The sequence below is a fragment of the Pseudarthrobacter sp. Y6 genome, from assembly GCF_050156205.1.
Lineage (GTDB): Bacteria > Actinomycetota > Actinomycetes > Actinomycetales > Micrococcaceae > Arthrobacter.
Genome location: NZ_CP189574.1, coordinates 301751 through 324259 on the forward strand (window position 1 = coordinate 301751; position 22509 = coordinate 324259).

Annotated in this window: 16 protein-coding genes and 3 pseudogenes; 8 read left to right on the forward strand and 11 right to left on the reverse strand. The window is 62.5% G+C overall.

All coding sequences use genetic code 11. The features are described 5' to 3' along the window. Positions 1-710: 710 nt before the first annotated feature. Together ACQCSW_RS01450 and ACQCSW_RS01455 are read right to left on the reverse strand one after the other, a co-directional pair. Positions 711-800, reverse strand: a pseudogene (locus tag ACQCSW_RS01450) (molybdenum cofactor biosysynthesis protein); the annotation flags it as partial. A 76-nt stretch (positions 801-876) separates the two neighbouring features. Next, positions 877-1617, reverse strand: a complete 741-nt coding sequence (locus ACQCSW_RS01455) for a copper homeostasis protein CutC (protein ID WP_426989186.1) — start codon at positions 1615-1617, stop codon at positions 877-879. 117 nt (positions 1618-1734) lie between these two features. Here ACQCSW_RS01455 and ACQCSW_RS01460 point away from each other — a divergent pair, with 117 nt between their 5' ends. The 5 genes and pseudogenes from ACQCSW_RS01460 to ACQCSW_RS01480 form a co-directional block, all read left to right on the forward strand. After that, a complete protein-coding gene (locus ACQCSW_RS01460; RefSeq protein WP_426989187.1) occupies positions 1735-2883 on the forward strand; it encodes an ROK family protein in 1149 nt (382 codons plus the stop codon). 28 nt (positions 2884-2911) lie between these two features. Then, positions 2912-3862 (forward strand): ROK family protein, encoded by a 951-nt coding sequence (locus tag ACQCSW_RS01465; protein WP_426989188.1) that lies wholly within the window; start codon positions 2912-2914, stop codon positions 3860-3862. Between the two features lie 74 nt (positions 3863-3936). After that, on the forward strand, positions 3937-4410 hold the full coding sequence (locus ACQCSW_RS01470; protein WP_426989189.1) for an extracellular solute-binding protein: 474 nt from the start codon (positions 3937-3939) through the stop codon (positions 4408-4410). A 286-nt stretch (positions 4411-4696) separates the two neighbouring features. After that, entirely contained in the window at positions 4697-5749 is a 1053-nt protein-coding gene (locus ACQCSW_RS01475) for a LacI family DNA-binding transcriptional regulator (protein WP_426989190.1), read from the forward strand. Continuing rightward, positions 5746-5967, forward strand: a pseudogene (locus tag ACQCSW_RS01480) (FAD-dependent oxidoreductase); the annotation flags it as partial. The gene ACQCSW_RS01475 and the pseudogene ACQCSW_RS01480, both read left to right, overlap by 4 nt. Positions 5968-6263: 296 nt before the next feature. Here the strand turns inward: ACQCSW_RS01480 and ACQCSW_RS01485 are convergent. The 6 genes from ACQCSW_RS01485 to ACQCSW_RS01510 form a co-directional block, all read right to left on the reverse strand. Further along, positions 6264-6554, reverse strand: coding sequence for a transposase (locus ACQCSW_RS01485; protein ID WP_426989191.1), 291 nt, complete (start codon positions 6552-6554; stop codon positions 6264-6266). Positions 6555-6749: 195 nt separating this feature from the next. Beyond that, a complete protein-coding gene (locus ACQCSW_RS01490) occupies positions 6750-7658 on the reverse strand; it encodes a hydroxyacid dehydrogenase (protein WP_426989192.1) in 909 nt (302 codons plus the stop codon). A 107-nt stretch (positions 7659-7765) separates the two neighbouring features. Next, positions 7766-8677: a carbohydrate ABC transporter permease gene (locus ACQCSW_RS01495; protein ID WP_426989193.1), complete on the reverse strand. Its 912-nt coding sequence runs from the start codon at positions 8675-8677 to the stop codon at positions 7766-7768. Next, positions 8674-9606 (reverse strand): carbohydrate ABC transporter permease, encoded by a 933-nt coding sequence (locus tag ACQCSW_RS01500; RefSeq protein ID WP_426989194.1) that lies wholly within the window; start codon positions 9604-9606, stop codon positions 8674-8676. Before ACQCSW_RS01500 ends, ACQCSW_RS01495 begins: the two co-directional genes overlap by 4 nt. Before the next feature lie 55 nt (positions 9607-9661). Further along, positions 9662-10978, reverse strand: a complete 1317-nt coding sequence (locus tag ACQCSW_RS01505; RefSeq protein ID WP_426989195.1) for an ABC transporter substrate-binding protein — start codon at positions 10976-10978, stop codon at positions 9662-9664. A 133-nt stretch (positions 10979-11111) separates the two neighbouring features. After that, on the reverse strand, positions 11112-12224 hold the full coding sequence (locus ACQCSW_RS01510; protein WP_426989196.1) for a substrate-binding domain-containing protein: 1113 nt from the start codon (positions 12222-12224) through the stop codon (positions 11112-11114). A gap of 177 nt (positions 12225-12401) precedes the next feature. Between ACQCSW_RS01510 and ACQCSW_RS01515 the strand changes: the two genes are divergently transcribed. The 3 genes from ACQCSW_RS01515 to ACQCSW_RS01525 all read left to right on the forward strand — a co-directional run bounded on the left by ACQCSW_RS01515 (position 12402) and on the right by ACQCSW_RS01525 (position 16579). Continuing rightward, positions 12402-14348, forward strand: a complete 1947-nt coding sequence (locus tag ACQCSW_RS01515) for a DUF2264 domain-containing protein (RefSeq protein WP_426989197.1) — start codon at positions 12402-12404, stop codon at positions 14346-14348. A gap of 647 nt (positions 14349-14995) precedes the next feature. Further along, a complete protein-coding gene (locus tag ACQCSW_RS01520) occupies positions 14996-15274 on the forward strand; it encodes a hypothetical protein (protein ID WP_426989198.1) in 279 nt (92 codons plus the stop codon). A 732-nt stretch (positions 15275-16006) separates the two neighbouring features. Continuing rightward, positions 16007-16579: a Tn3 family transposase gene (locus ACQCSW_RS01525; protein WP_426989199.1), complete on the forward strand. Its 573-nt coding sequence runs from the start codon at positions 16007-16009 to the stop codon at positions 16577-16579. A 489-nt stretch (positions 16580-17068) separates the two neighbouring features. Here ACQCSW_RS01525 and ACQCSW_RS01530 read toward each other — a convergent pair whose 3' ends face one another. From ACQCSW_RS01530 to ACQCSW_RS01540, 3 genes and pseudogenes are all read right to left on the reverse strand, one after another. Then, positions 17069-19231: a tyrosine-type recombinase/integrase gene (locus ACQCSW_RS01530; protein ID WP_426989200.1), complete on the reverse strand. Its 2163-nt coding sequence runs from the start codon at positions 19229-19231 to the stop codon at positions 17069-17071. A gap of 218 nt (positions 19232-19449) precedes the next feature. Then, positions 19450-20652, reverse strand: coding sequence for a tyrosine-type recombinase/integrase (locus ACQCSW_RS01535; RefSeq protein WP_426989201.1), 1203 nt, complete (start codon positions 20650-20652; stop codon positions 19450-19452). 1396 nt (positions 20653-22048) lie between these two features. Further along, positions 22049-22504, reverse strand: a pseudogene (locus ACQCSW_RS01540) (LacI family DNA-binding transcriptional regulator); the annotation flags it as partial. Positions 22505-22509 lie beyond the last annotated feature (5 nt).

Sequence of the window (22509 nt, forward strand, 5' to 3'; positions counted from 1 at the left end):
CAGGTTGTATGGTGCCAATAACCACTGGATGGCTGCTTACCGCACTCGGAAAACTCGGCGCGGCTTCGTCCAGTTCGTTGACGACGCTGCCGGCATCCGGGGCGTTCGCGGACTGCAATGTACACCAATGCGTCGTTGTTCCATGTCAATGGACCGGAGGACGTCAGGCCAACTATTCAGCGCACCGCCGGTGCATTCCCCGCGTTACGCAGTGCCAGAGCAATATGCCGCCGCCATATAGTGCAATTCCCCCACAGGAGCTGCCTGATGGCAGCCCCTGTTACACAGTCGCGCTGTGCCTACCGGCTGAGGCCGTTTTTACCTCGTTCACGCGATCTTCGGGCGACGGCCACAGCGGATAGCGGCGTCGGAGCCGTTCAGGACCGTGAGTTTAAGTCACTGACGTCACAAGCACCTTTATGTGTTGGCCCGAGACGGCGGCGGCAAAAGCTTCGGCGGCGCGATTAAGCGGGAATGTGGCTGTGATGAAGTCCCGAGGCTTAACCAGGCCCCGACGAATCATGGCGACGGCATCATCGAAGTCCTCCGCCAGGTAAGTGGCGGCCCCCTGTATCCGAATTTGCTGGTCCTGAATGATGTGAAGGGGAATGCTGACAGGACCGTGGGAGCAGTTCACCGTTGGCCATCCATGGCGGCTTTTAGATCAACACGAACGGTGGCGGCGGTTAGCGGTGTCTTGACCCCTGGGCGGCGTCTGTGGCGGGGACGTCGACCGCCCCTTCGCGTGCGCGGCTGAAGTAAGCGATCGCCGGTGACACGAGCAGATGAAGGACTTCCACGTCGTACCTGTAGCTTGCCCGTCATGCCCTAAGGCTATCCACCATCGCGATGACAGGTGCACTTGCCGGCTCGACTTCAGCCGCACGCCACACGGGCCGCCTGCACCACCGCCGCGTCCGTCACGTAATACGCCATTGGATCGGTTCCATTCCAGGCGCCCAGTGAGAAAGCGCGGGGTGCTGCGGGGGACGCTTTCTGCTTAGCGGACAGGTGCACGGCGTCCGTCCCGGAACGCTTTACGGCCGGAATGTCGGCAATCCTGAGCCCTCCGCCGGCCATCACCTGAAGGCGTCCGGCAGACCGCCGGGCCATCCGCGCGAGCGTGTCCAAGCCTTCGTGCACTGACGCGGACTGGCCGGAGCTCAGAACCCGGGTGAAGCCGAGGTCCACCAGTACGTCCACGGCTGCCACTGCATCAGGGGTCTGATCGATGGCGCGGTGGAACGTAAGCTGCGCCAGCGGGTTTGAGTTCCGCGCGGACTCAGCGAGGCGGCGCGTGGCGGGAATATCCAGTTCCCCGCCGGGCCTGAGTGCCCCAAGCACCACCCCGTGTGCCCCCTGAATCAGCAGGCTGCGGATCTCGCGCTCCATGGTGTCCAGCTCAGCGGAGGAGTAGCTGAAATCTCCGGGTCGGCAGCGGATGAGCGGATGAATCTCCAGCCTGCCGTCAACCTGTTCCGCGGCCGCCTCCATCAGGCCCTGGGACGGCGTGATGCCGCCGAGCTCCAGGCTGCTGCACAGCTCGATCCGGTCGGCACCCTCAGCGGCGGCAATCCCCGCACCCTCGGCACTGACCACGGCAATTTCAAGTTTCACGGAAAGCTCCTGTGGAAGGGCGGTCAGTCGCGGCGGCCCACCCGGTCAGTATCGAGTCCGAGTATCAGGCCAAAGAAACCATTGCTTATTGAATGTTAGTATAGTTTACTAACATTCATGAACGAATCTCCAGGTGTTCGCACAGCCGGCTCGGCTAGTGGCATCCTTCCCTCCGATGGCCGCGCACGCAACCTTTCACTGGTGCGCCAGACCCTGCACTCCTCCGGCCCCATGAGCCGTGCGGATCTTTCACGGGCTCTCGGCCTGACCCGCGTGACCGTTTCGGACCTCGTCGCCGATCTGATGGAACGCGGCCACGTGGTGGAGCTGGGCCAGTCCGAGAAGGGCCGCCCGGGCAAACCGGCCATCCTGGTGGACCTCAACCGCCGCGGGCTGCAGATCATCGGTATGGACCTGGCGGAAAACGGCGTACTGCGCGCCGCCGTGCTGGACCTTGACGGCAACATCGTGGACCGGCTCGAGCGTTCCATCGGACCGGAAACTGGCGACGCCGTGGTCAGCCAGGTCCTCCGGCTCGCCGCCGACGCCGTGGAGCTGGCCACCGCCCCGCTCCTGGGCATCGGCATCGGAACCCCGGGCATCGTCAACCCTGATGGCGTCGTAGTCGAGGCCTCCAACCTGGGCTGGAAGAACGTGCGTCTCCGGGACCTGCTGCAGCAGCACACTGGCCTGCCGGTGCTGGTGTCCAACGACGCCGACGCCGCTGTCCACGCGGAGTGCACCTTCGGGGACGGCAGTGACGACATGATCCTGGTGAAGATCGGCCGCGGCGTCGGCTCCGGGCTGATCGTGGGTGGCCGGCGTGTCCGGGGCGCGCACTCCGGCGCAGGCGAGATTGGCCACGTCACTGTCGGCACCGACGGCGGGGCCATGTGCAACTGCGGAAAGACCGGCTGCCTGGAAACCTGGATGTCCGTCCCCAACCTGGAGCGGAAGATGGCCGAAGCGGCCGCAAGCCCCGAACCGGAGGCTGCAGCCGACGCTTTGTTCCGTGAAGCGGGCGAACGGCTCGCCGTCGCACTGGCACCGGTAGTCGGCGCCCTCGACCTCTCGGAGGTGGTCCTAAGCGGACCGCCGCACCTGCTGGACGGGCAGCTGCTCGAGTCTGTCGAGGCGACCTTGCTCTCACGGCTGCTGAAGCAGGACCCGGCGCCGGTGTCCGTCCGGCTGGCGGACGATGCCCCCGACATCGTCCTGCGGGGAACCTCCGTGCTGGTGCTCTGGAACCAGTTGGGCGTTGCCTGATGGGACCGATACTGACCGGACCCGCGTCATGAGGCTCGGACTGGATATCGGCGGAACCAAAACAGCCGCCGTGATACTGCACGACGACGGCTCGCTGGCGGCCCTTCGCACCGCACCTTCCGGCTACGGCGGGGACGAAGTGGTCCGGGTGGCCGCAGCCCTGGCCGGGGACGCCATGTCCGAGGCCGGTTGTGAACGGCTGGACTCCATAGGGGCGTGCATGCCCGGTCTGGTGGATCCGTCCACCGGCGTGGTCCTCCACGCCGTGAATCTGGGCGTGGAAACCCTCAACCTGGCGGGTGAGCTGGAGGAATTGCTCGGATCTCCTGTCGCCGTCGAGAACGATGTGAAGGCCGCAGCCCTCGGAGCCCACGGCGCCCTCACGGCCCGAACTGCCCATCGACCGGCGACCTGTGGTTCCGGTCGGAATGAGACCCTCGCGTACCTGAACCTCGGCACCGGCCTGGCCGCCGGCGTCGTCCGGAACGGCAGCGTGCTGCGCGGACCAGACGGCATGCTGGGCGAAATCGGCCACCTGCCGGTAGGTGGGGACGTCCCCTGCGTCTGCGGCCAGGTGGGTTGCCTGGAAACCCTCGCGTCCGGGTCTGCGCTCGCCCGGATGTGGACTCCGCCGCCGGGCGGCGGACGGGATCCCTTCGCGGCAGCGCTCGCCGGCGACGAACAGGCCCGCTCAGCGGCTGCGGTGTTGTGCAGCGGCGTCGCCCTGGCGATCCAGGTCCTCGTGCTGTCCACGGGCGCCGACCGCATCATCATCGGCGGAGGCCTCGCCGCCTTGGGACCGTCCCTGCTGAATGGCATCCGGTCCGAACTCAAACACCGTGCCGAGAAGTCCCAGTTTCTCGAGTCCCTTGGGCTCCCAGGTCGCTTTGAGCTGCTCCCGTCGGACATTCCGCTGGCCGCGCTGGGCGCCGCGGCGCTGTCGCGGCAGATAAAAACCCCTCACGAAGCCCTCACCTGAACGTCCTGGCTGTCGGAATGCCAGGCCGTCCCGCACATTACAACCGGTTATCCCACTTTTCCAATGGAGGAATTTTGAAAATCGCACGCACCGCCGCGGCAGTCGCCCTGGCCGCCCTCGCACTGACATCCTGCGCCCCGCCCACCTCGGACAACGCCGTCTCGTCCTCGGATGAGCAGACCGGAACCGTCCGCGTGTGGCTGTTCTCCGAAGTCAACCAGGACCCAAAGTCCGCCGTGGTCAACGAGGCCGTCGCCGAGTTCGAGGCAGCCCACAGCGGCGCCAAGATCGACGTCCAGTACATCCCCGTTGACAGCCGGGCCGAACGCTTCAAGGCCGCCTTCAACGATCCCTCCAGCGCCCCGGACGTCGCCGAATTCGGCAACACCGACCTGGCGAGCTACGTGGCGTCCGGCGGCCTGGCCAATGTCACTGAAGACATCAAGGCCTGGGACGAGGCCAGGGACCTGGACAGCAAGATCCTGGTGTCCCGTCTCAACCAAGTTGAATCAGATCGCCCCCGGGATTACGCGATTTTGTGCAATTAAAGTGAGACAAGGTGGCACGATTTGTCTCACTTTAGTTGTCTCAAACCGTCGAATCCTGACCAGATGACCGCGTCTGCTTCTTGGACTAATGATGGGTACGACGCCGTTGTTTCAAGCTCCTGGCATCTCCGGAATGCCGGCAGCGTCCCGCTGCCCGCATTCCTTTGAGCCCACCCTTGACAGTGTCGTAGATCACAGTGTTATCTTGGATAAGAATCTGCTAATGCGCATTTGCAGGTTGATTCGATAGGCAAACGGACGGTTTCAGGGAGGGAAGAACCACCGTATGGACTACCCGAAAGCCCGGCGCATCACTCAGCGCCACATCGCGGAACGCGCCGCCGTCAGCCAATCGGTGGTTTCCCTTGTCCTTAATGGCAAGGCGGATGCCATCAGCCGCATTCCCAAGGGAACGAGAGACCGCGTCATGGCCGTCATCCGGGAGACCGGCTACGTGGCCGATCCGGCAGCACGTCGGCTGGCTGGAGTCGGAAACAAGATCTTTGGTGTTTTCACTTATGAGCCCGCCTTCGCGGATAACTCCACCGATTTCTATACGCCGCTCCTTCTTGGTATCGAGGCCAAAGCGGAGGAGCTGGGCTGCGACCTGTTGATGTTCACCAGCGCTCCGGTTGAAAATGGACGCCGGCGGATTTTTCACGAGAACAACCGGCTTGCCTTGGCTGACGGGTGCCTTCTGCTCGGACGGGAGATGGCCCACGACGACCTCCTGCGGCTTGTCGAAAGCCGGCTTCCATTTGTCGCTGTAGGCCGACGCGATGTCGAGGGAGTGCCCTACGTCGGCGTCGACTATGTTGCGGCAACGTCAGAGCTCGCACGCCGGGCTCGCGAATTGGGACATGAGCGTTTCTACTATCTTCATTTCGACAGTCCTGCCGAATCGGTTCGCGACCGCAAACGAGCCATGGACGATCTGCGGGCCCTTCCCTTTGTTGAGGTTGCCATCCGGGCGAGCGACGGGACAGATATCGCCGCGGACTGGGCAGCGATCCGGGAATTCAGACCGACCGTGCTGTTCGTGGACAGGGCGGAGCGGGCGGAGTCCCTGTACCGGCTGGCCACAGAAGCCGGCCTCGCGATCCCCGGGGATTTGTCGATGGTGGTCCTCGAAGAAACGTCTCAGGCGGATGGCCGTGGCGTTGATTTTACAAGACTTAGCCCACCGAGGGGCCTCCTTGGCTCGAGCGCCGTCGGGCTGCTCGGCCGGATCCTCTCCAGCAACGACAACCCCAGTGGGTCTGAATTGCGCACGCTCCTTGATTGCGAGGTCAAGGACGGCGCAACGCTGGCCGTACCTAACAAAGGAAACGTTCTGTGAATCATCTTGAAACCGAGGTTCTGATCGTCGGCGGTGGCCTTGGCGGTGTCGCTGCTGCCTTGGCTGCGCTCAAGGCCGGACGCAAGGTAGTGCTCACGGAGCAATACCCTTGGCTGGGTGGGCAGTTGACCAGCCAGGCCGTTCCGCCGGATGAGCATACGTGGGTCGAGCAATTCGGTGTCACAGCCTCCTACCGGACGCTGCGCGACGGCATCCGCGACTACTACCGGGCCGCAGTCCCTGCTTTTCGTGATGGCGCCCACCGTGCCCTGGGCCACCGAGACGCCCTCATGGCCCAGGATCATGGTGATCTGGTCCCTCCCGGCCATGCCTTTCTCGCGTCCAAAAACGCGCTCCACTTCCAGGGTCAGCTTCTCGTGGCGGACCTGTGTCGGGGTCGGTTCCTTCGGCATCGTCCATCGGTAATACGAGGATCTGGGGACCCCCAGCTGCCGGCACATCCAGTCGATCTTGTAGTTGGCCTTCTCCTGCCGGATAAACGCGTAGTAGTCGTCTATCGTTGCTTCGCGGCGAAGAAGGCGCTGACTTTTCCCAGGAATTCTAGTTCCCGTTTCAGCTCGGCGTTCTCGGCCTGCAGCGCCTTGTACTTCGCCCACTCCACCGGACCCGGCTCATCGGCGGCGACCTCCGGATGCTCTTCCTTCCAGACCCGCACCCAATTCCCCAACGTCCCTTCATTGACCCCTATATCGGCCGCGACCTGGACAACAGGACGGCCCGAGGAAACCACCAACTCAACGGCCTCTGCCTTGAACTCCGGGCTGTATTTACGACGGCTAGACATGAAACAGATTCTCCTAAACCCTGTCTCAAATCACCATACGGGCGCAACCGTAACCCTGACCCCCGCAGCCTGACTTCCAATCTTCACGATCCTCGCCCCCGGATACCCCCACCCGCGCCAACCACAGGCACCTCACCTCATTTTCGGACTTGGGGACTGCTGGCGGCGCCGCAGCCAGCGTCGGGGGATCGAGACTCAGGCCGTGAAGGCAAGATCCTCAACGCGCACCGGGAACCGCAGTGGTTCGCCACGGGAAAGCCGTTGTGCTTCTTCCACTGCACTAACCGCCAGCCGTTCGAGTTCAGTGCCCAGAGACCCTGCCATATGCGGCGTGAGCAACACATTTGGCAGCTTGTAAAAGCCTGAATCGGGCGGCAGCACCCAGGGCGTGGTGACGTCCAGCACCGCGTAAAGATCACCCTGCTCCAGTCTGGTCAGTAACGCATCCTGATCCACCAGTTCACCGCGGGAAGTGTTAATGAACGTTGTTCCCGTCCGGAAACGGGCGATCAACCCGGCGTTGATCATACTCACCGTCGTGGGAAGTGATGGGGCGTGCAGCGACACAATGTCGCTGGTCTCCGCAAGTTCTTCCAGGGATACCAGGCCGACTCCGAGTTCGGCCGCTTCAGTCGCGCTCAGGAAAGGATCGGCCACCACAATTTCCAGCTCAAACGGACGCAGCAACCGGATGACATGCCGGCCTATCTTGGATGCGCCGACGACTCCGATGCGCTTGCCGTAGTTCCCCATATCCGGAAACAGTTGTTCAGGAACGACTTCTGCCTTGACCGTGTGCAAGGTACGTGCGGTCTGAAGGACCCCTTTGTTGGCCAGCAGAATCATCGCGAGGGTGAATTCGGCCACCGGTATGGCGTTGGCGTCGGCCGCGTTGCTGACCTGGATGCCGCGCGACCAGCAGGCATCGCCCACGTGGTGTTTCACGCTGCCGCCGGCATGAAGTATGTAACGCAGCCGCGGCGCAATGTCCAGAACTTCCTGGCCCACAGGCGGGCAACCCCAGCCGGTGATCAGCACATCGGTTTCGGCTAGAATTGCTTTGGCGCCGGCCTCATGGAAATCGCCAATGGGGCTGGTGCTCAACAACCGGAGTCCCGCGCCCAACGATTCGAGTTGCCGGGTGGTGAAGAGCCTGTCCGCGACGTCGCCGGGCATGGCCAGGGCAACGTTCAACGGCGTGCGGTGGAAGCTCATTTGACACTTCCCGCGGTCAGTCCGGACTTCCAGAAGCGCTGCAACATGATGAAAGCAATCAGCAGGGGGATAACCGACAGCAACGATCCCGTAATAACCAGGGACACAAACTCAGGCTGTGGGATGGAGTAACCCTGCCAGATGGAGATGCCAACGCTGACCGGGAGCAGCTTCTGGTCCTGAAGCATGACCAGGGGCAGCATGAAGTTGTTCCACACACCAACGAATTGGAACAGCCCGATGGTGATAAAGCCCGGCATCATCATCGGCAGACCCAGCGAGAAGAAAGACCGGATGGGCCCGGCGCCGTCCACACGTGCTGCTTCCAGGGTTTCGTTGGGTACGTAGGCCGACGCGTAGACCCTGGCCAGGTAGACGCCAAACGGGTTGCAGATCACCGGGATCAGGATGGACCAGATGGTGTTGGTGGCGCCAACCACTGATGCCAGCAGGTACATCGGCAGCACGGTCGCGGTGTTCGGAATCAGCACGCCCACAAGAACCACGCCAAAGAGGGAGTTCTTGCCGCGGAAATTGAACTTGTCGAATGCATAGCCGGCCATCACCGAGATGAGTCCGCCGAAAATGGCACCGAACCCTGCATAGAAGACGGAATTCCACATCCAGGTCAGGAAGACCCCGCCATCCTGGGCCAGGACGGCGGAAATGTTCTCGAAAAGGGCGAACTGCGTGACTGAAAACGCGTTCGAGGAATAGAGTTCCGACGTCGTCTTGGTGGAGGCGGAGAACAGCCAAAGTACAGGCAGCACCATGTAGGCACAGCCGATGATCAGGAGTGCATTGACGGTGAAAACGCTGCCGATGCCGCCGTTCTTTGCCCAGTGCTTCCGCCTGGCCAATTTCGGCGCTTTGTCCGGGTAGGTGCGCGGAAAGGTATCTGTGCTCATGACTTATTTGTCCTTGCGGTGAATCGGGTGACCACCCAGGACATGACGGCGGCGATCAGCGCGATGATGATCGATGCAGCGGCTGCCTGGTTGAGATTGTGCCTGTTGAAGGCCGCATCATAGGCCCACAGATTGGGGACCCAGGTGCCGGTGACGGAGGCCGTTGCCTTCGCCACGATCGACGGTTCGGTGAAGAGCTGAAGCGTTCCGATGATGGTGAACAGCATGATGACCCCCAGGGCCGGCAGGACCAGTGGGAACTTGACGCTGAGGGCTGTGCGGATTTCGCTGGCGCCGTCAACGCGGGCTGCCTCCAGGATTTCCCGCGGCACCGCCTGCAGGGCGGTGAACAGGATGATCACGTTGTAGCCAGTCCACTCCCACACTGCGATGTTGACGATTGACGGAAGAACGTAGTGGACATCGAGGAAATTGACTTGAATGCCTCCCGATGCCAGCGCCGAGACCAAGGGGCTGACGCCTGGGCTGTAAAGGTAGGACCAGATGAGTGCCGCGATGACGCCGGGAACGGCGTGTGGCAGAAACACCAGGAGCTGGAAGAGCTTGCGGGCGCGTGCTACGGCAGCGTCCAACAACAAGGCGAAAATGATTGCCCCGCCCACCATGCAGGGGATATAGATGGCGCAGTAGAGCACCAGCCGGCCAAGGCCTTCAACGAATGTCTCGGACTGAAGAACCTGGACATAGTTTTCCAGACCCACAAACGAGGTCTTGGCTTCTCCGAAGCCCAGACCGGATTTCTGCTGGGCATAGAAGCTCAGAACGATTGCGTAGACCACGGGAGTAACCATGGCCAGGGTGAAGACCGTAAAGAACGGTATGAGGAAAAGCGAAGCAGCTCTTCCACCCGTTCCGGAGGTGGCCCGACTTTTGGTGCGTGCGGCTGTGAGGACGGCTTGATTTGCCATAGAAATCTCCTAAGAAACGGGGCGGCCCCGATACAGGCCGCCCCGTCGGTGGAACCTACTCCTTGACGGAAAGGCCGTTCTGCTTGAGTCCGGCCACGGTGGCCTTCTGTGCCGAGTCAAGAGCGCTCTCGACTGTGCCCCCGGTCGCCAGCTTGCCGAAAGAATCCTTCAGCGCCGTGTTGGTGATGTCCCAGTTCGGGCCCCATTGCCAGCCCGGTGTGATGGATGCGTAGGCCTTGTCGAAGACCGCATAGATGTCGTTGCCGAAGTAGCTGGCGTTGTAGGTCTTCTTGGCAACGTCCGTCAGACCCGGGTAGGCGAGGAAGGCGGAACCGTTGTTGCCTCGGGCTGCAACAGCTGCTTCATTGGTAGAGAGGAACTCGATGAACCTGGCCGCAGCGGCGGGGTTCTTGCTGCTCTTGGTGATGTTGAAGCTCGAGCCGCCATAGAAGGCACCGCCCGGCTGGCCCCAGTTGGGAACCTCCGCGGCAATCCACTTACCTTGCTGGCCCGAGGCTTCGGTCCGTTTCTGGATGCCGGGTGCACTCCAGCTAGCACCGAGGACGCCTCCTACCGTGCCGCTGGCGAGGTCTGCGGTCCACTCATCGCTGAAGGCGTTTTCAACCTTGACAATCTTTTGGTCAATGAGCTTCTGCCAGTAGGTGGAAACCTTCTTGCTCGCGTCATCGGAAATCCCGACCTTCCAGCTGTCGCCTTCCGTGCCGAACCAATTGGCGCCGGCCTGCCAGGACAGCGCAGCGGTCAGAGCCGGATCGTTGGGGTTGAAGCTGGCGAGGAAGGCGCTGGGGTCGGCGGCCTTGAGTTTCTTGCCGGCCGCTTCGAACTCGTCCCAGGTCTTGGGGATCGACACGCCAGCCTTGTCCAGCATGTCCTTTCGATACCACATGATCATGGGTGCGGCGTCGTATGGCAGGGCGTAGGTCTTGTCACCGAACTGGATGAGGTGACGGATCTGATCCGAGAGCTTGTCGACAGTGTTGGCTTTGTTGATCAGGCCATCCAGCGGCTGGATCTGGCCGTTGCTGACAAACTGCGGGAGCTGCGGGTACTCGATTGTGGCAACGTCGGGTCCGTTGCCGGCCGTGATGGCAGTGGAAAGCTTGGCGTAACCACCTCCGCCGCCGTTCGGGATGGTCTCGAAGGTGACCTTGATCTTGTCCTGGCTGGCGTTGAAGGCCGCGGCCACCTTGTCCATTCCGGCCATAGAGGACCAGAAGGTGATGGTGCCTGTGGGATCGGTCGTGGGGGTGGGCGTGGACGGTGCTGCGGTGGGGCCGCTGCCGCAACCGGCCAAAAGGGCTGCGGTGGCGGCCAGGCTGGCTGCCCCCAGCAAGAGTTGGCGACGCTTCATTGTGTTCTCCTTTGAAATTCACGATGCGAAGTCGTGGTGCACTCCGGGCCACCCGGACTGTCCACAATGAAAGCGACAATTGTGAATATCTTCAACGTTTCGAACTTAAACGAACACGCCCAAGCCAAGACTGTTAGCTGCGGGTTGAATCCCGGATGACAAGGGTGGGCGACAGGTTCACACGCTGCAGCGCGCCCCCGGGACGCCGGACAATGCGGTTGAGGCACATCGTCAGCGCCTGGTGGCCCACGTCATACTTGGGCGGTGCCACGGCGCTCAGGGGAATAGCGCCGAGGGCGGCGATTTCGTCGTCGTAAGCGACGATTGCCAGATCTTCGGGAACCCTGATCCCCCGTTCCTGGCATGAATTGGCAAACTGCAGCGCGTCCTCGTCATTGTGGACGATCGCGGCAGTGAGCCGGTTTTCAACGCACCAGTCCAAAATGCGGTCAATCATTTGCCGCCGCCCTTGGGGATCGCTTTGGGCGCGGGAAATCTTGTCCACCATGCCCTCATCCTGAGGAATGCCGGCACGCTTCATAGCCAGAAAGTACCCCTCACTCAAGCGGGAGGCGGTGGGGCTTCCTTCCCGAATGCAGAGTGTAATCCGCTGGTGTCCGAGCGAGAGGAGGTGGTTCACGGCGATCTCCGCTCCGCGGACATGGTCGCTGCGAACGGACTCCAGGCTGCCGTCGTCGAGGGCATCCTCGATGGAACGCTCGACCACCACCACGGGCACGTCAGCATTGGCCAGCAGCAACAAGGTTTCGCTGCCGGCCAGAGTCTCGTCGCTCGGGGTAACCATGAGGCCGTCCACACCGCTGTCCAACAGGCGGCGGATCTGGCGGCGCTCCTCCGGGCCCGAATAATTGGAAATCCCCAGCACCAGCCGGACGCCCGACTCCCGGGCAGCAGCCTCCGCTCCCCGGATGATTCCGGGGAAATAGTATGAGGCTGACGGAACCACCATGCCGATGGTGGCCAGCGGATGCCTCGATCCGGAGCGCCAGGAGCCGCCCGCCATGGAGTTGCCGGACGCCCGGCCTGCGCCGCTGGGTCCGGCCGGCCCACCCATCGTTGCACCACCGTGGACACGGTGCAGCAATCCCTTGGAATCCAGAGCCGCCAGATCACGCCGGACTGTCATGCCCGAAATTCCCATCCTCGCGGCAAATTCCGTGACGTTCAGCGAGCCGCGCAGCGCCAGTTCCCTGAGAATTACTTCGTGGCGATCCTCGGACAACATGCCTGGCCCCCGTTGGAGTTAGTTCAAAAGTGTTCAATTCGGTCATTATGAACTAGAACGGACATATCGTGTGGAGTCAAGATGTCTAAACATAAATGTGCAGAACGGCCGGAAGCGGCCCATCCCCAAAGCCCGGACCCGGGGCGTCACGGCGGCGCCCCGGCTGGTGGCTTTTTGATGCCGCCACCGGACTATGAGCGGAGTCCCATTACCGGCTGGACCCGGGACCACTGGGTGGCCTTCGCTGACCAGCAGCTGCTGGCTGTCCGCCCGTACGTGTCCACCACGAGGTCCCTTATCTCACTGCCCGGGAAGCCGTCCTGGTCAGGATCGTTGTCGGACGGCATGGAAGGATTCGCCCGGACCTTTATGCTCGCCGCGTTCCGGGTGGCAGGGGCTGACGGAGCCGATCCCCACCGGCACCTTGAGGTCTACCGGGCCGGATTGCTGGCAGGTACAAATCCGGAGAGTCCACAGGCCTGGCTGCCTATCGAGGACCGGAAGCAGCCAATGGTGGAGGCGGCCTCCGTGGTGTTGGCGCTGCAGCTGACAAAACCATGGCTGTGGGACACGCTGAGTGGACGGGAGCACGCCCAGGTGGCCGCCTGGCTCCAAGGTTCGTCCACAAGTGTGAGTGTGGACAACAACTGGGTGCTCTTCCAGCTCCTCATCGCGGAGTTTCTTGCTGGGGCGGGATTCGAACACAATGAAGCGCACATCGAGCAGGCTCTCCTCCGCCTGGAGGAGTGGTACGTCGACGGCGGCTGGTACCGCGACGGGGACAACGGCGGCACCGGCGATTTCTTCGACTACTACTGCGGCTGGGCAATGCACCTGTACGCAATCCTGTGGTCCACCTTCGCTTCAGGACGGCACCCTGATGCCCCTGCCCTGAATCACCTCTTCACCGGCCGTCTCGCCGAATTCCTTAAGGATCATGTCCTATTCTTCGGCGGCAACGGAGCCCCTGTATTCCAGGGCCGCTCACTTATCTACCGGTATGCAGCTGTCGCACCCCTGTTCCTTGGCGCAGCCCGTGAGTGCAGCCCCCTCAGCCCCGGCCAGACCCGGAGGATCGCCAGCGGCGCCGCCAAGTATTTCCTCGACGGCGGAGCGTATCCGGGAGGCCTGCCAACTCTTGGCTGGTTCGGCTCATTCGAACCCATGACGCAGGAGTATTCCGGTCCGGCGTCGCCGTACTGGAGCAGCAAGGCTTTCGTCGGACTCCTGTTGCCGGCCACTCACCCCGTTTGGACCGCCGTCGAGGAACCGGCGCCGGTGGAAACCGCCGATCACGTGCAGTTCAGTGCGGCGCCCAATTATCTGCTGCACTCCACGGCCAGCGACGGCATTACACGCCTTCTTAACCACGGCAGCGACAAATACTATGGCCCCGGCCCGGACGATCCCCAGTACCGAAGACTGGCTTACTCCAGTCACACGGCACCGCTGTTCACCGACGGGCCGGTTGATAACCACTTCGCAGTCATGAACGAAGCTGGATTGCCGAGCCGCCGTTCCCGGATTCACAGGCTGCGGGCGGAAGGCAGGCAGGCCGCCAGCTTCTACCGCCCCGTATGGTCCGACGCGGAGGATGAGGCCGATTCACCCTGGCGGGTGGCCACGGGCACAACGGCGGCGGCCGGCTACGAGCTGCGGGTGCACGTGGTTGACTCCGGTGCGGGGACCCGAGGCGTCACGCTGGCCATCCGCGAGGGCGGCTACCCGCTGGCTGATTCCCGGCCTCTCAAGGCAATGGTTACCCGTACGAACAAACGGGACGATGATCCGGAGCCACTAAGTGCGCCCGGTGTGCTTCTGGAACGCGAGGGGCTCAAGACTGGCATATGGCCGCTGGCAGGATACTCGGGGGCCGGGGACATGCATTTTGAAGGTGTGTCGCCATTGGGGGACCACGCGGCCTGCGGGTACCTGGATGGCAGCTTCACGGGGTCACGGAGCTGCTTCGCGTCCCTGATCTATTTGGGCGTCGGTGAGCCGGAGCTCTTTCCCATGGCCTTCGACATGCGCTACGACGGAACGCGGGTAAGTGCCGCAGCCACTCTGTCTGGAAACCACCCGGCCCCAGTGCCCCTTATTCTGAGGCTATCCTTCGGCTTTTAACCTGCCGCAGGCAACCGGGATAGCGGATCAGGCGCATCTCGCATTGTTGCGACGCCCAGTTCAAATAATCTGTCTCAGTTTTAGCTGGTGGCTTTGATTGCCGGGGTGGGCCGGCCGGCCTCAGCCTCTTTGTGGACGGGCAAACGTGGCCACTGTTCCGCCGGGCACCGACGGTGTCAGCAACGGTCCACTGTCAGTGGGACGCGCCAAATGCGGCGGCCAGCTCGGCGATTTCTGGAGCGGCTCCATCGACGAAGTCTGCGCCCTGGACACCGCCATCACCGGGGACGAGGTGGCAGCGTGTACAACGGCGACGACAGTAAGTGCCGCGCTGAGAGGCCGCCGGTTGGCTAGGATCACCGTCGGTAGTGGTTTGGCTGTTTGATGCTCCGACCACGAGGATTGTTGATTCCGAAGGGCTCGCACCGGTTTTCCGTGAGTAGACGTTTGCGGTCCCGAGGGATGCTCGGTATGGCCTGGAGGGCCCGGGGGACCTTGGCAACGCCGTGACGGGCACTGGCTTCTTTGCTCGGGCCGGGGGTTGCTGCCCCGGTTTGGGTGCGGTAGGTGAAGAGTTTGAGCAGGTTGTGGCAACCAGCCAGAAACTCCCATCACACTCTGCTCCGGCATCAGAAGGAGAAAACGCAGTGACGCCCGGTGAGGATGACCAGGCCGATCGGGACCGTGCCCGGGCGGACAGCCAGCAGGACCGGCGGCAGAGCCGCTGGGCAACGGTCCTGGCGGTAGGGCAACGGCTCCTCAACGCCGCCGTTACGGTGCCCGTCGGCTGGGCGGTCTTCTACTTCCTGCTCACCCGCCTGGCGAGGGGGCCTGAGCAGTTATGCGTGTTCCTGCCCGCCTGGCTGATCCCCGCCTATGCGCTGCTGCCCGCACGCACAGGATTCTCACCCTGGAGACAGCCATGAACTGCAGCGCCGACGGCCCCTCCGCTGTTCACGGATCCGGTCGTCCGGGCCGAGTCTCCCGGGGTTGAGCGGAGTGGCCTCACAGCCTTTGCAGTTTCGCGGTGACGTGGGACGATCCGATTATGAGCGAAAACGAGGAAGCGGTCTGTTGCGGCCGTCTCCCCGCGAGGTGGCTGAGGCCGTACCGCACCCGGGCACGCCGATAACGCGACAGCTACGCACAGTGGGTCAGCGGCGCCGTGACGCTGAGTCCATAGCTGGAGCAGCATCTGCGGCGGAATGGTCATAATGTTTCCTCAGCTTCTGCGGGCTCCGGATGGTGGTTATTGAAATCCTTCGTTTCCAAGAAGTGGAAGAAGTACCCCACTGGTAGGATCTCGCTTCAACACGTGCTAGATCCCCGGACCATCGCCCAGGTGGCCCGCGCCGGCCGTTATCGGTGGGGTCATCAGGGCAGGGCGCAGGGAAAAGAAATCCTTGTCGCTATCGAGGGAGGTCGAATCGATCTGTCAGAGCAGAGTTTTGTTTCCATCTGGCACGTTGAAGACTCGAACGTGATCCGGACGGGGTGAAAGACAGGGTAGGAGTGCGCCTTTTCCTCAGCCGCATCCTCTAGAAACTGCAGCCGATACTAGCCAGAACTATGCGCCGATCGATGATTCGGGCCGCGGAGGTGGGTATCCGATTAGTCAGCGCCAAGGTGCGCTGGTGCTCGTTTGCTCAGCTGCCTAAATGATCCACAGGCGAACAGCAGCGGACCGAAGTGGTACGGTCCAATTTGAGGGGTCATATTCAGACATCGTGTTCGGCCTCGTTACTCTCCTGGGCTTTGACTACAGGCCCGTATTGGCCGATCTGCCGGATGTAAAGCTGTGGCGTATCAACGGCGGCGCCGACTATGGCGCTCTGGACAAGGCCGCCCGGGGCAGGATCGATGTGGGGAAGATCCGCCGCCATTGGCCCGATATCCTGCGCGTGGTTGCCTCCGTCCATACCCGGGAAGTCTCCGCCCACGACGTCATCCGCGTTCTCCAGCGTGACGGCCGCCCCACCGACGTTGGCGAAGCTCTCGCTCATTACGGGCGTATCTTCAAAACACTCCACGTCCTGACATTCGTCGATGACCCCCAATATCGGCGGGAGATGAAGGGCATGCGAAACCTTCAAGAGGGCCGCCATGCCCTGGCCCGGCCAATCTTCCACGGGCGCAAAGGCGAACTGCACCGGGCCTACCGGGAGGGACAGGAAGACCAGCTCGGCGCTCTAGGTAGGCCACACGGTGAACTGGCAACCGATCAGCGATGAGGTGTGGGCAGGGATCAGGGCTGAGTTCACGCTGCCTGCGGTGGGCCAGGTCCGTCAACGGCTCTCCGAGCTGATGGAGGATCCCGAACCGGTGATGCGGCAGCTCGTCCGGGTCTTCTTATCCGGACTACTGAGGCGACATTCCCGCCAGCGCGGCGCCGCTATGACGCCAGATGGACATCAATCGCCAACGCTGGCATTTTGGCCGGGCAGCGGGCGCGCGCGACGTTTCAGCTCAAACCAGGCAAGGGTTCCCCGATAGAAGGAGACGAGCGCGCACGCGAACACCGCACCGGCTACCCAAGTCTTCACCGACATGTCCCACTCAAACAACACAATGCTGGAGAGAACAAGACTTGTACCAATGAGAAACGAGCTCAATCTCAAGGAACTTAACCTAGCTACGGATGACTGATGCAACTTTTCTCGATACATGGCTAAAGCTAACAAGATTGCATCAGGAACGATAGGTAACTGTTGGTTCGGTCTCTATAGGCTTCTTGCCTCCCTGACTCGTGGGGTCCCGAGTTCGACGGTCCCTCGGTCATTGCGGCTTTGAAGTTTATACATCTGTGCCAGCTTCATTTCGGCGCTGTTGAGGGTGACGCGCAGCCCTTCGACGTCGCCGAGCCAGCCGTGTTGTTCGGCTTCGGTGATGCGTTCTTCGAGGTTGTCGATGATGTCCTGAAGCCTGTTGATCTGGCTGGGATCCGGACGGAGAAGGGCGCAGCGGAGGCATGCGTGTTCGTGTTGGCAGCCGGTGCCGTAGGCGCGGCCGCAGCTGCCCAGGCTGAGTTTGCGCTGCACGAAATGGGCCTCGAATTCGTCCCATTCAGCGGCGGTTGGTTCGCGGTATTCTTCGGTGGGCCGAATGACCCGTCGCTTTTCGATGAAGGTGCGGTGGTGCCGGATGATGTCCCTGGGATAAATCGCTGCGTATCCCTGAGTCGTCGCCAGACTGGCGTGCCCCATCAGCACCTGCACGATATGTGGAGGCAGGCCACTGGCAAGTGCCTCGGTCGCGAAGATGCGACGGAAATCGTGCGGGGTGAACCTCACCTCGGCACCGCTGACATTGATATGCGCGCGTCGCGCCAAGTCATTGAGCAGCGTGGATACGGTGGCCGTCGTCATCACGTTCGGCGGTCCGGCGCCACGGCGGCGGACGAACAGGTGCGGAAGAGGTGAGCTCAGCACTTTCTCAGCTGAGTCCCATCGCTGTGTCAGAGGTGCACCACCCGTGTCCTTGGTGACACGCGAAAGCACTCGGTAGAGCACGTGCACGAGCTCAGGGCCTGCCACCATCAGACGCTCGGTATCGGTCTTGCTCGGAGCGAAGTGCAGCAGCGGTATGGTCTCCCCGGTCCCTGGAACCTTATAGGGCTGGATGCTCATGTGCACCAGCTCGAGGACTTCTTCGATCCGTGCACCGGTGTGTCGAAGTGTCTCAACAAGCGCCCAAGTCCAGAAGGCGTTGTCCTCTTCAAAGGACAGGTCCCGGTCCTTTCCATTGCGCCGAATCCGCACATGCGCATGTTCACTGCTCTGGAAGACTTCCCAAGCCTCACCGTTCATGTCGATGGTTTGGCCGGTGCCGGCCGTGGTGGCATCCGCCAGGGTTGTTTCTGCCGTGCGGAGGGCCTGTTCGGCAGCCTCCACCAGACGGGGCAACACGGGAGCCAGTTCACGGGTGCGCTGTTGCATCGTTGCGATGGTGGCGCGCCGGTGCTTCACGTAACCGCGGGTTTCGGCGAAGGTTATGGGGCTTGGGGCTGCCCATTGCGCCCAGTAGGCATCTTCGAGTGCCCATTGGCTGATGTCGAGATAGAACGCCCGGACGGAGAAGAAGACGCTGTAAACTTCCCGGCGCGGCGAGCCGTCGGCTTTGAGTTTGACCCTGGCTTTCCAGCCAGCCGCCTGCTTCGGGGTCAGTGCGAAGCTGCGTTGGTCAGGGTAGTGCTTGACGATGTCGGCGAAGAAGAGGCCGGCCAGATACCTGCCCAAAGCACAGAGCGAGGCGTAGTCGAGGCCAGCCGACCGGACCCGAAGATAGCGGATGAGTGGTTCCCGGCAGGGGCCGGTGATGTCGTAGTAGTCGACCATCTCATCCACCGTTTTCGGTCCGACGCGGAGCCGTGTGGGCATGGTCCCGGAATCGTGTCTGATCCATCCCAGCCCGTGCAGCACAGGCCATACGGCGGTCAGCCCGCTGCGGCTGACGTCGATCAGCTTCCCGGGAAGCTGGGTAGTCAGGTCGAGGATGTCTTCGGCTGTGAGCTGGCGGATCGATTTGCCTGTATGGGCCTGAATGCGACCTAAGGTGAGGATCCCGCTAGTGGCCTGGGCCGGTGAAGCCTTCGCATGGAGGAGGGCGTTTTCGAGTTCAGCTGTGTGGGCGGGATCCCGGAACCGGCTGAGTGCTTTCCAGAAGGCAAAGCGCTGACCCGCGAGCCACCGGTGGGACGGGCGCATGACGTCCAGAGCCAGCAGCGGTCCCATCGCCGCATTGAGCCCTTCGACCTCGTTGCGATTCTTCGTGTTCTTGCTTGAACCGCCGGCTATTCTGAGCCGCCACGTCAGAGCGTCATGCCCGACCTGGCCCTCGAACAGCGCCCAGCGGTCCTGCCAGGATTCACCCGGCAACTGCCTCAAATGACCGAGTAAGCGCCGAATGCGCGCCCTGTGCTCATGCACCTGTGGCCAGTACGGGCTGCAGTCCTCAAGACGGTTGATGATGTCCTCAATGCTGGCGCTGGTCAGCGGTCCAGAAGGGATGGGCGGCAGTGCAGGCGGTTGTTGTTCCTGTGGTGGCGGCGTGTGGTCATTCCAGCTTCGTCGTGCGGTCTGGATCTTATTGATGGGCGGAGTTGTCACTGGTTCCCCCAAAGCACGCGCAACTCATCGGGGTTATAGGGCTGACCGGCCGGTGAACTGTCAGCGGCAGGGGAAGTCCTGCTGCTCAGATGGGTCCGGTAATGCTCGATGACTTCCTCCATATGCGGAACCGCATAGACCGTGGTCGTAGTCAGCGACTGGTGACCCAGTAACTCCTGGACTTCGTGAAGGCCCATCCCGCCCTCGAGCGCTCGGATCGCGAACGTGTGCCGCAGATCGTGCAGCGTCCAGTTCGAACCGAGCAGGTCGTTGCAGCGTCTCAGTACGGCGCGCATGGCTTCGTAGGTCAGAGGACGGGGCTCGCCCCGCAGCGTGAGCCAAACCGGTTCATCCGGGCCGGCGACGCCTCCTTCGAGCTGATAGAGCCGAAGCCATACGAAAGCATCAGGCGCCGCGGGCAACCATTGCAGCTGGCCACCTTTGCGGTAAACGCCGATTAGCTGGTCACCCACGTTGACCCTGTCGCCCGTGATCCCGAGCAGCTCGCTCGCCCGTGCACCGCTGCTGACATAAAACGCCACCAACGCCCGGTCCCTGTTGGACCGCAAGCGGCGAAACAGATCGTTGAACTTCCCATCCGGGATTGATCTTGGCACCCGGTGCGCCTCGCGCTGACGCAAGGGCTGGCGCCGCACCGGGGCAAACTCCCGCTGAGGATCATGGTGCGCATGGGCTCGCCCGCGGCGCAGCTCGAAAGGATTCACGATGGGCCCGTCTCCCATCCGAAGCTGGAAAGCGTAAAACTCCTTACACACCGTCGTCGTGTGGTTGATCGTCGAGGGTGAGTAACGCATTCCGAGATGCTTCTTTCCCGTGACAAGGTTCCGGCTCCCACGCCGCTGAGGGACGTTACGATTCCCGACGAACTTCTCGGCCTGGCGCGCCCATAATACGAAGTCGCGCGCTTCGAGGGACGTTGTCTGCTCCCAGCTAACCCCGACGGCCCACAAAAATCGGAGGAACCGAAGCAACGACAAGGCATAGGTTCGTATTGTTTGAGGCGAACGGTCCGTCGCTGCCAGCTCAAGCAGATACTCCGTGGCAGGAGCGAATTCCTCACCCTTCGCGTCGAGGACCACGAACCCGGGAACACCGGAGCGAGGAATCACCCGCCCGACGTTCGCGACAGTCAGTCCCTCCGCTCGATGCCGATCCCAACTGCGATCCGAGAGATCCATGACCAAAGCATGACGCTGACAGGGTTCGTCCCGGGCCGGCGACACGCGTCGTTAACCATCGACTTAGTCCGGTAAACAGATCATCGACGATGGCACATTCTGCCCGGGGTTCCAGTTTCTCGCCGGCGGCCAGCTCCACCCAACCGTCCGAGACTTGTTCGTGCGGGCGATGGCGTTGAAGATCCCGCACAACTGCTTCGTGGCCTGGATGGTGGGCCCTTCCCGAACGCTTGCGGGATCCCGGCCAGTGGACCTCTTGGACACCTCATCTCTGGTTCTGGCCCTGGAAAGCTTCAGTCAGGAACATGCTGAGGACCGGGGACGAAGGGAAAGAAGTCCCTGACGTATGGGGACTGTTACAGAACCAGGACGGGTGACTCCGTGGGACTGAGTTACGACCACGCTGGACTGGCCGCCGTCGCCCTTCTGCGCATCGCCGCGGAAGAATCCGAAGGACTAGGGCCTCTGACTGGGCGCATTCGCAGCCATGTCTCCGACCCCGCCCAACGCAACGGACCCGACGCGGGGGCCAAAGTGGACATCACCCTGGCCCGCCGGTATTTCGTCCTGCTCGATTCTTCTCTAGCCCGCGCAACAGAACGTGTTTGCCTTGCCGGGCGTGTACCTGTCCGAAGACCGGTTCCACGATGGCTTTGCGCCGGGCGTAGACCGTCCGGCCCTTCTTCGTTTTCAGTTTCCGGGCCATCCGCTCGGCCGGGGTGGCATTTGCCGGGATCCTACCCCTGGGTGCTTCGGGGACCGGGCGTCCGTGTTTCATCCGCCGGGTGGAGATGAAGAACTCCGTGGCTCCACTGGCTTCAAGGTCTTTGACGTGTTCCAGGTCCGCCGCCGAGCAACACCCGGCGTCGGCTCTTCGAACATCGTGACCAGATCGCAGGGCCAGCCTCAAACCGGGACGTGGGAAACGCATAATCCATGAAGGGGCCACTGAAGGCCACGTTCCCTTTAGCGGTCTCTGCCGAAGTTGGCGGAATAGTGTTGCCGGTGACAAGCCAGACGCCGACCCCAGCCTGGCTGAAGACGTCATTGAAATTCGTCTGCTCACCGCCGGCGAACCAAACGGGGCCCGCGGATACCGGCTGGGCCCAAGAACATCACAACTTCTAACCAACAGGTAGCGAGACGCTGCACACCAGATTTCCTTTGCAGAGGGAAGCGACGAAGGGCCGGCCGCCCGCCGGCCCCTTCGTCATGTCCAGGCTTATTCGGAACTCCGGCGGCACAACGCCACGGCCGCCAGGCTATTCAGGAAGGCGATGAAGACGTCGCCCGCGGCCGGCCGGGCGACGACGAGTTCGGCGCCACCAGCACCAGTGAGCCGGCTGCAGCAACCGCGAACACAGCGGCCAGGATCCGCAGGACTCGCGGAGGCAGCCCCGTTACGACAGTACCGGTCAAGCTCAGCGGCAAGCAGTGCGTTGCCTTCCCGGTCCTGCACACGCGTCGAGCGGGAGCCGGCAATCACGATTGAGTCTGCCCTGCGCGCGGCGAAGGCAGCGACGGCGGCCCGCTCGTCGGCAGGCGTGCCCTCGGTGGTGGCCAACAGCACCATCTTGTGGTCATCGCGCGCAGCTGCCTGCACGCCCCGGGCTATAGCCGAAAAATTGGGATCGTCAATGTCGTGGACGATCAACCCGATGAGACCCGAACTCGACTTGGCAAGGCCCTGTGCCTAGGCATTTGGAATATAGCCAAGCGACTCGGCCGCCTTCCGGACGCGCTCCGCGATGTCCGGGCCGGGCGTCTTGGCGGAACCGTTGAGGACGCGCGAAGCGGTGGCGGGGGAGACGCCGGCCGAATGCGCTACCTCGACCAAGGTAGTTGCAGCCACATGTA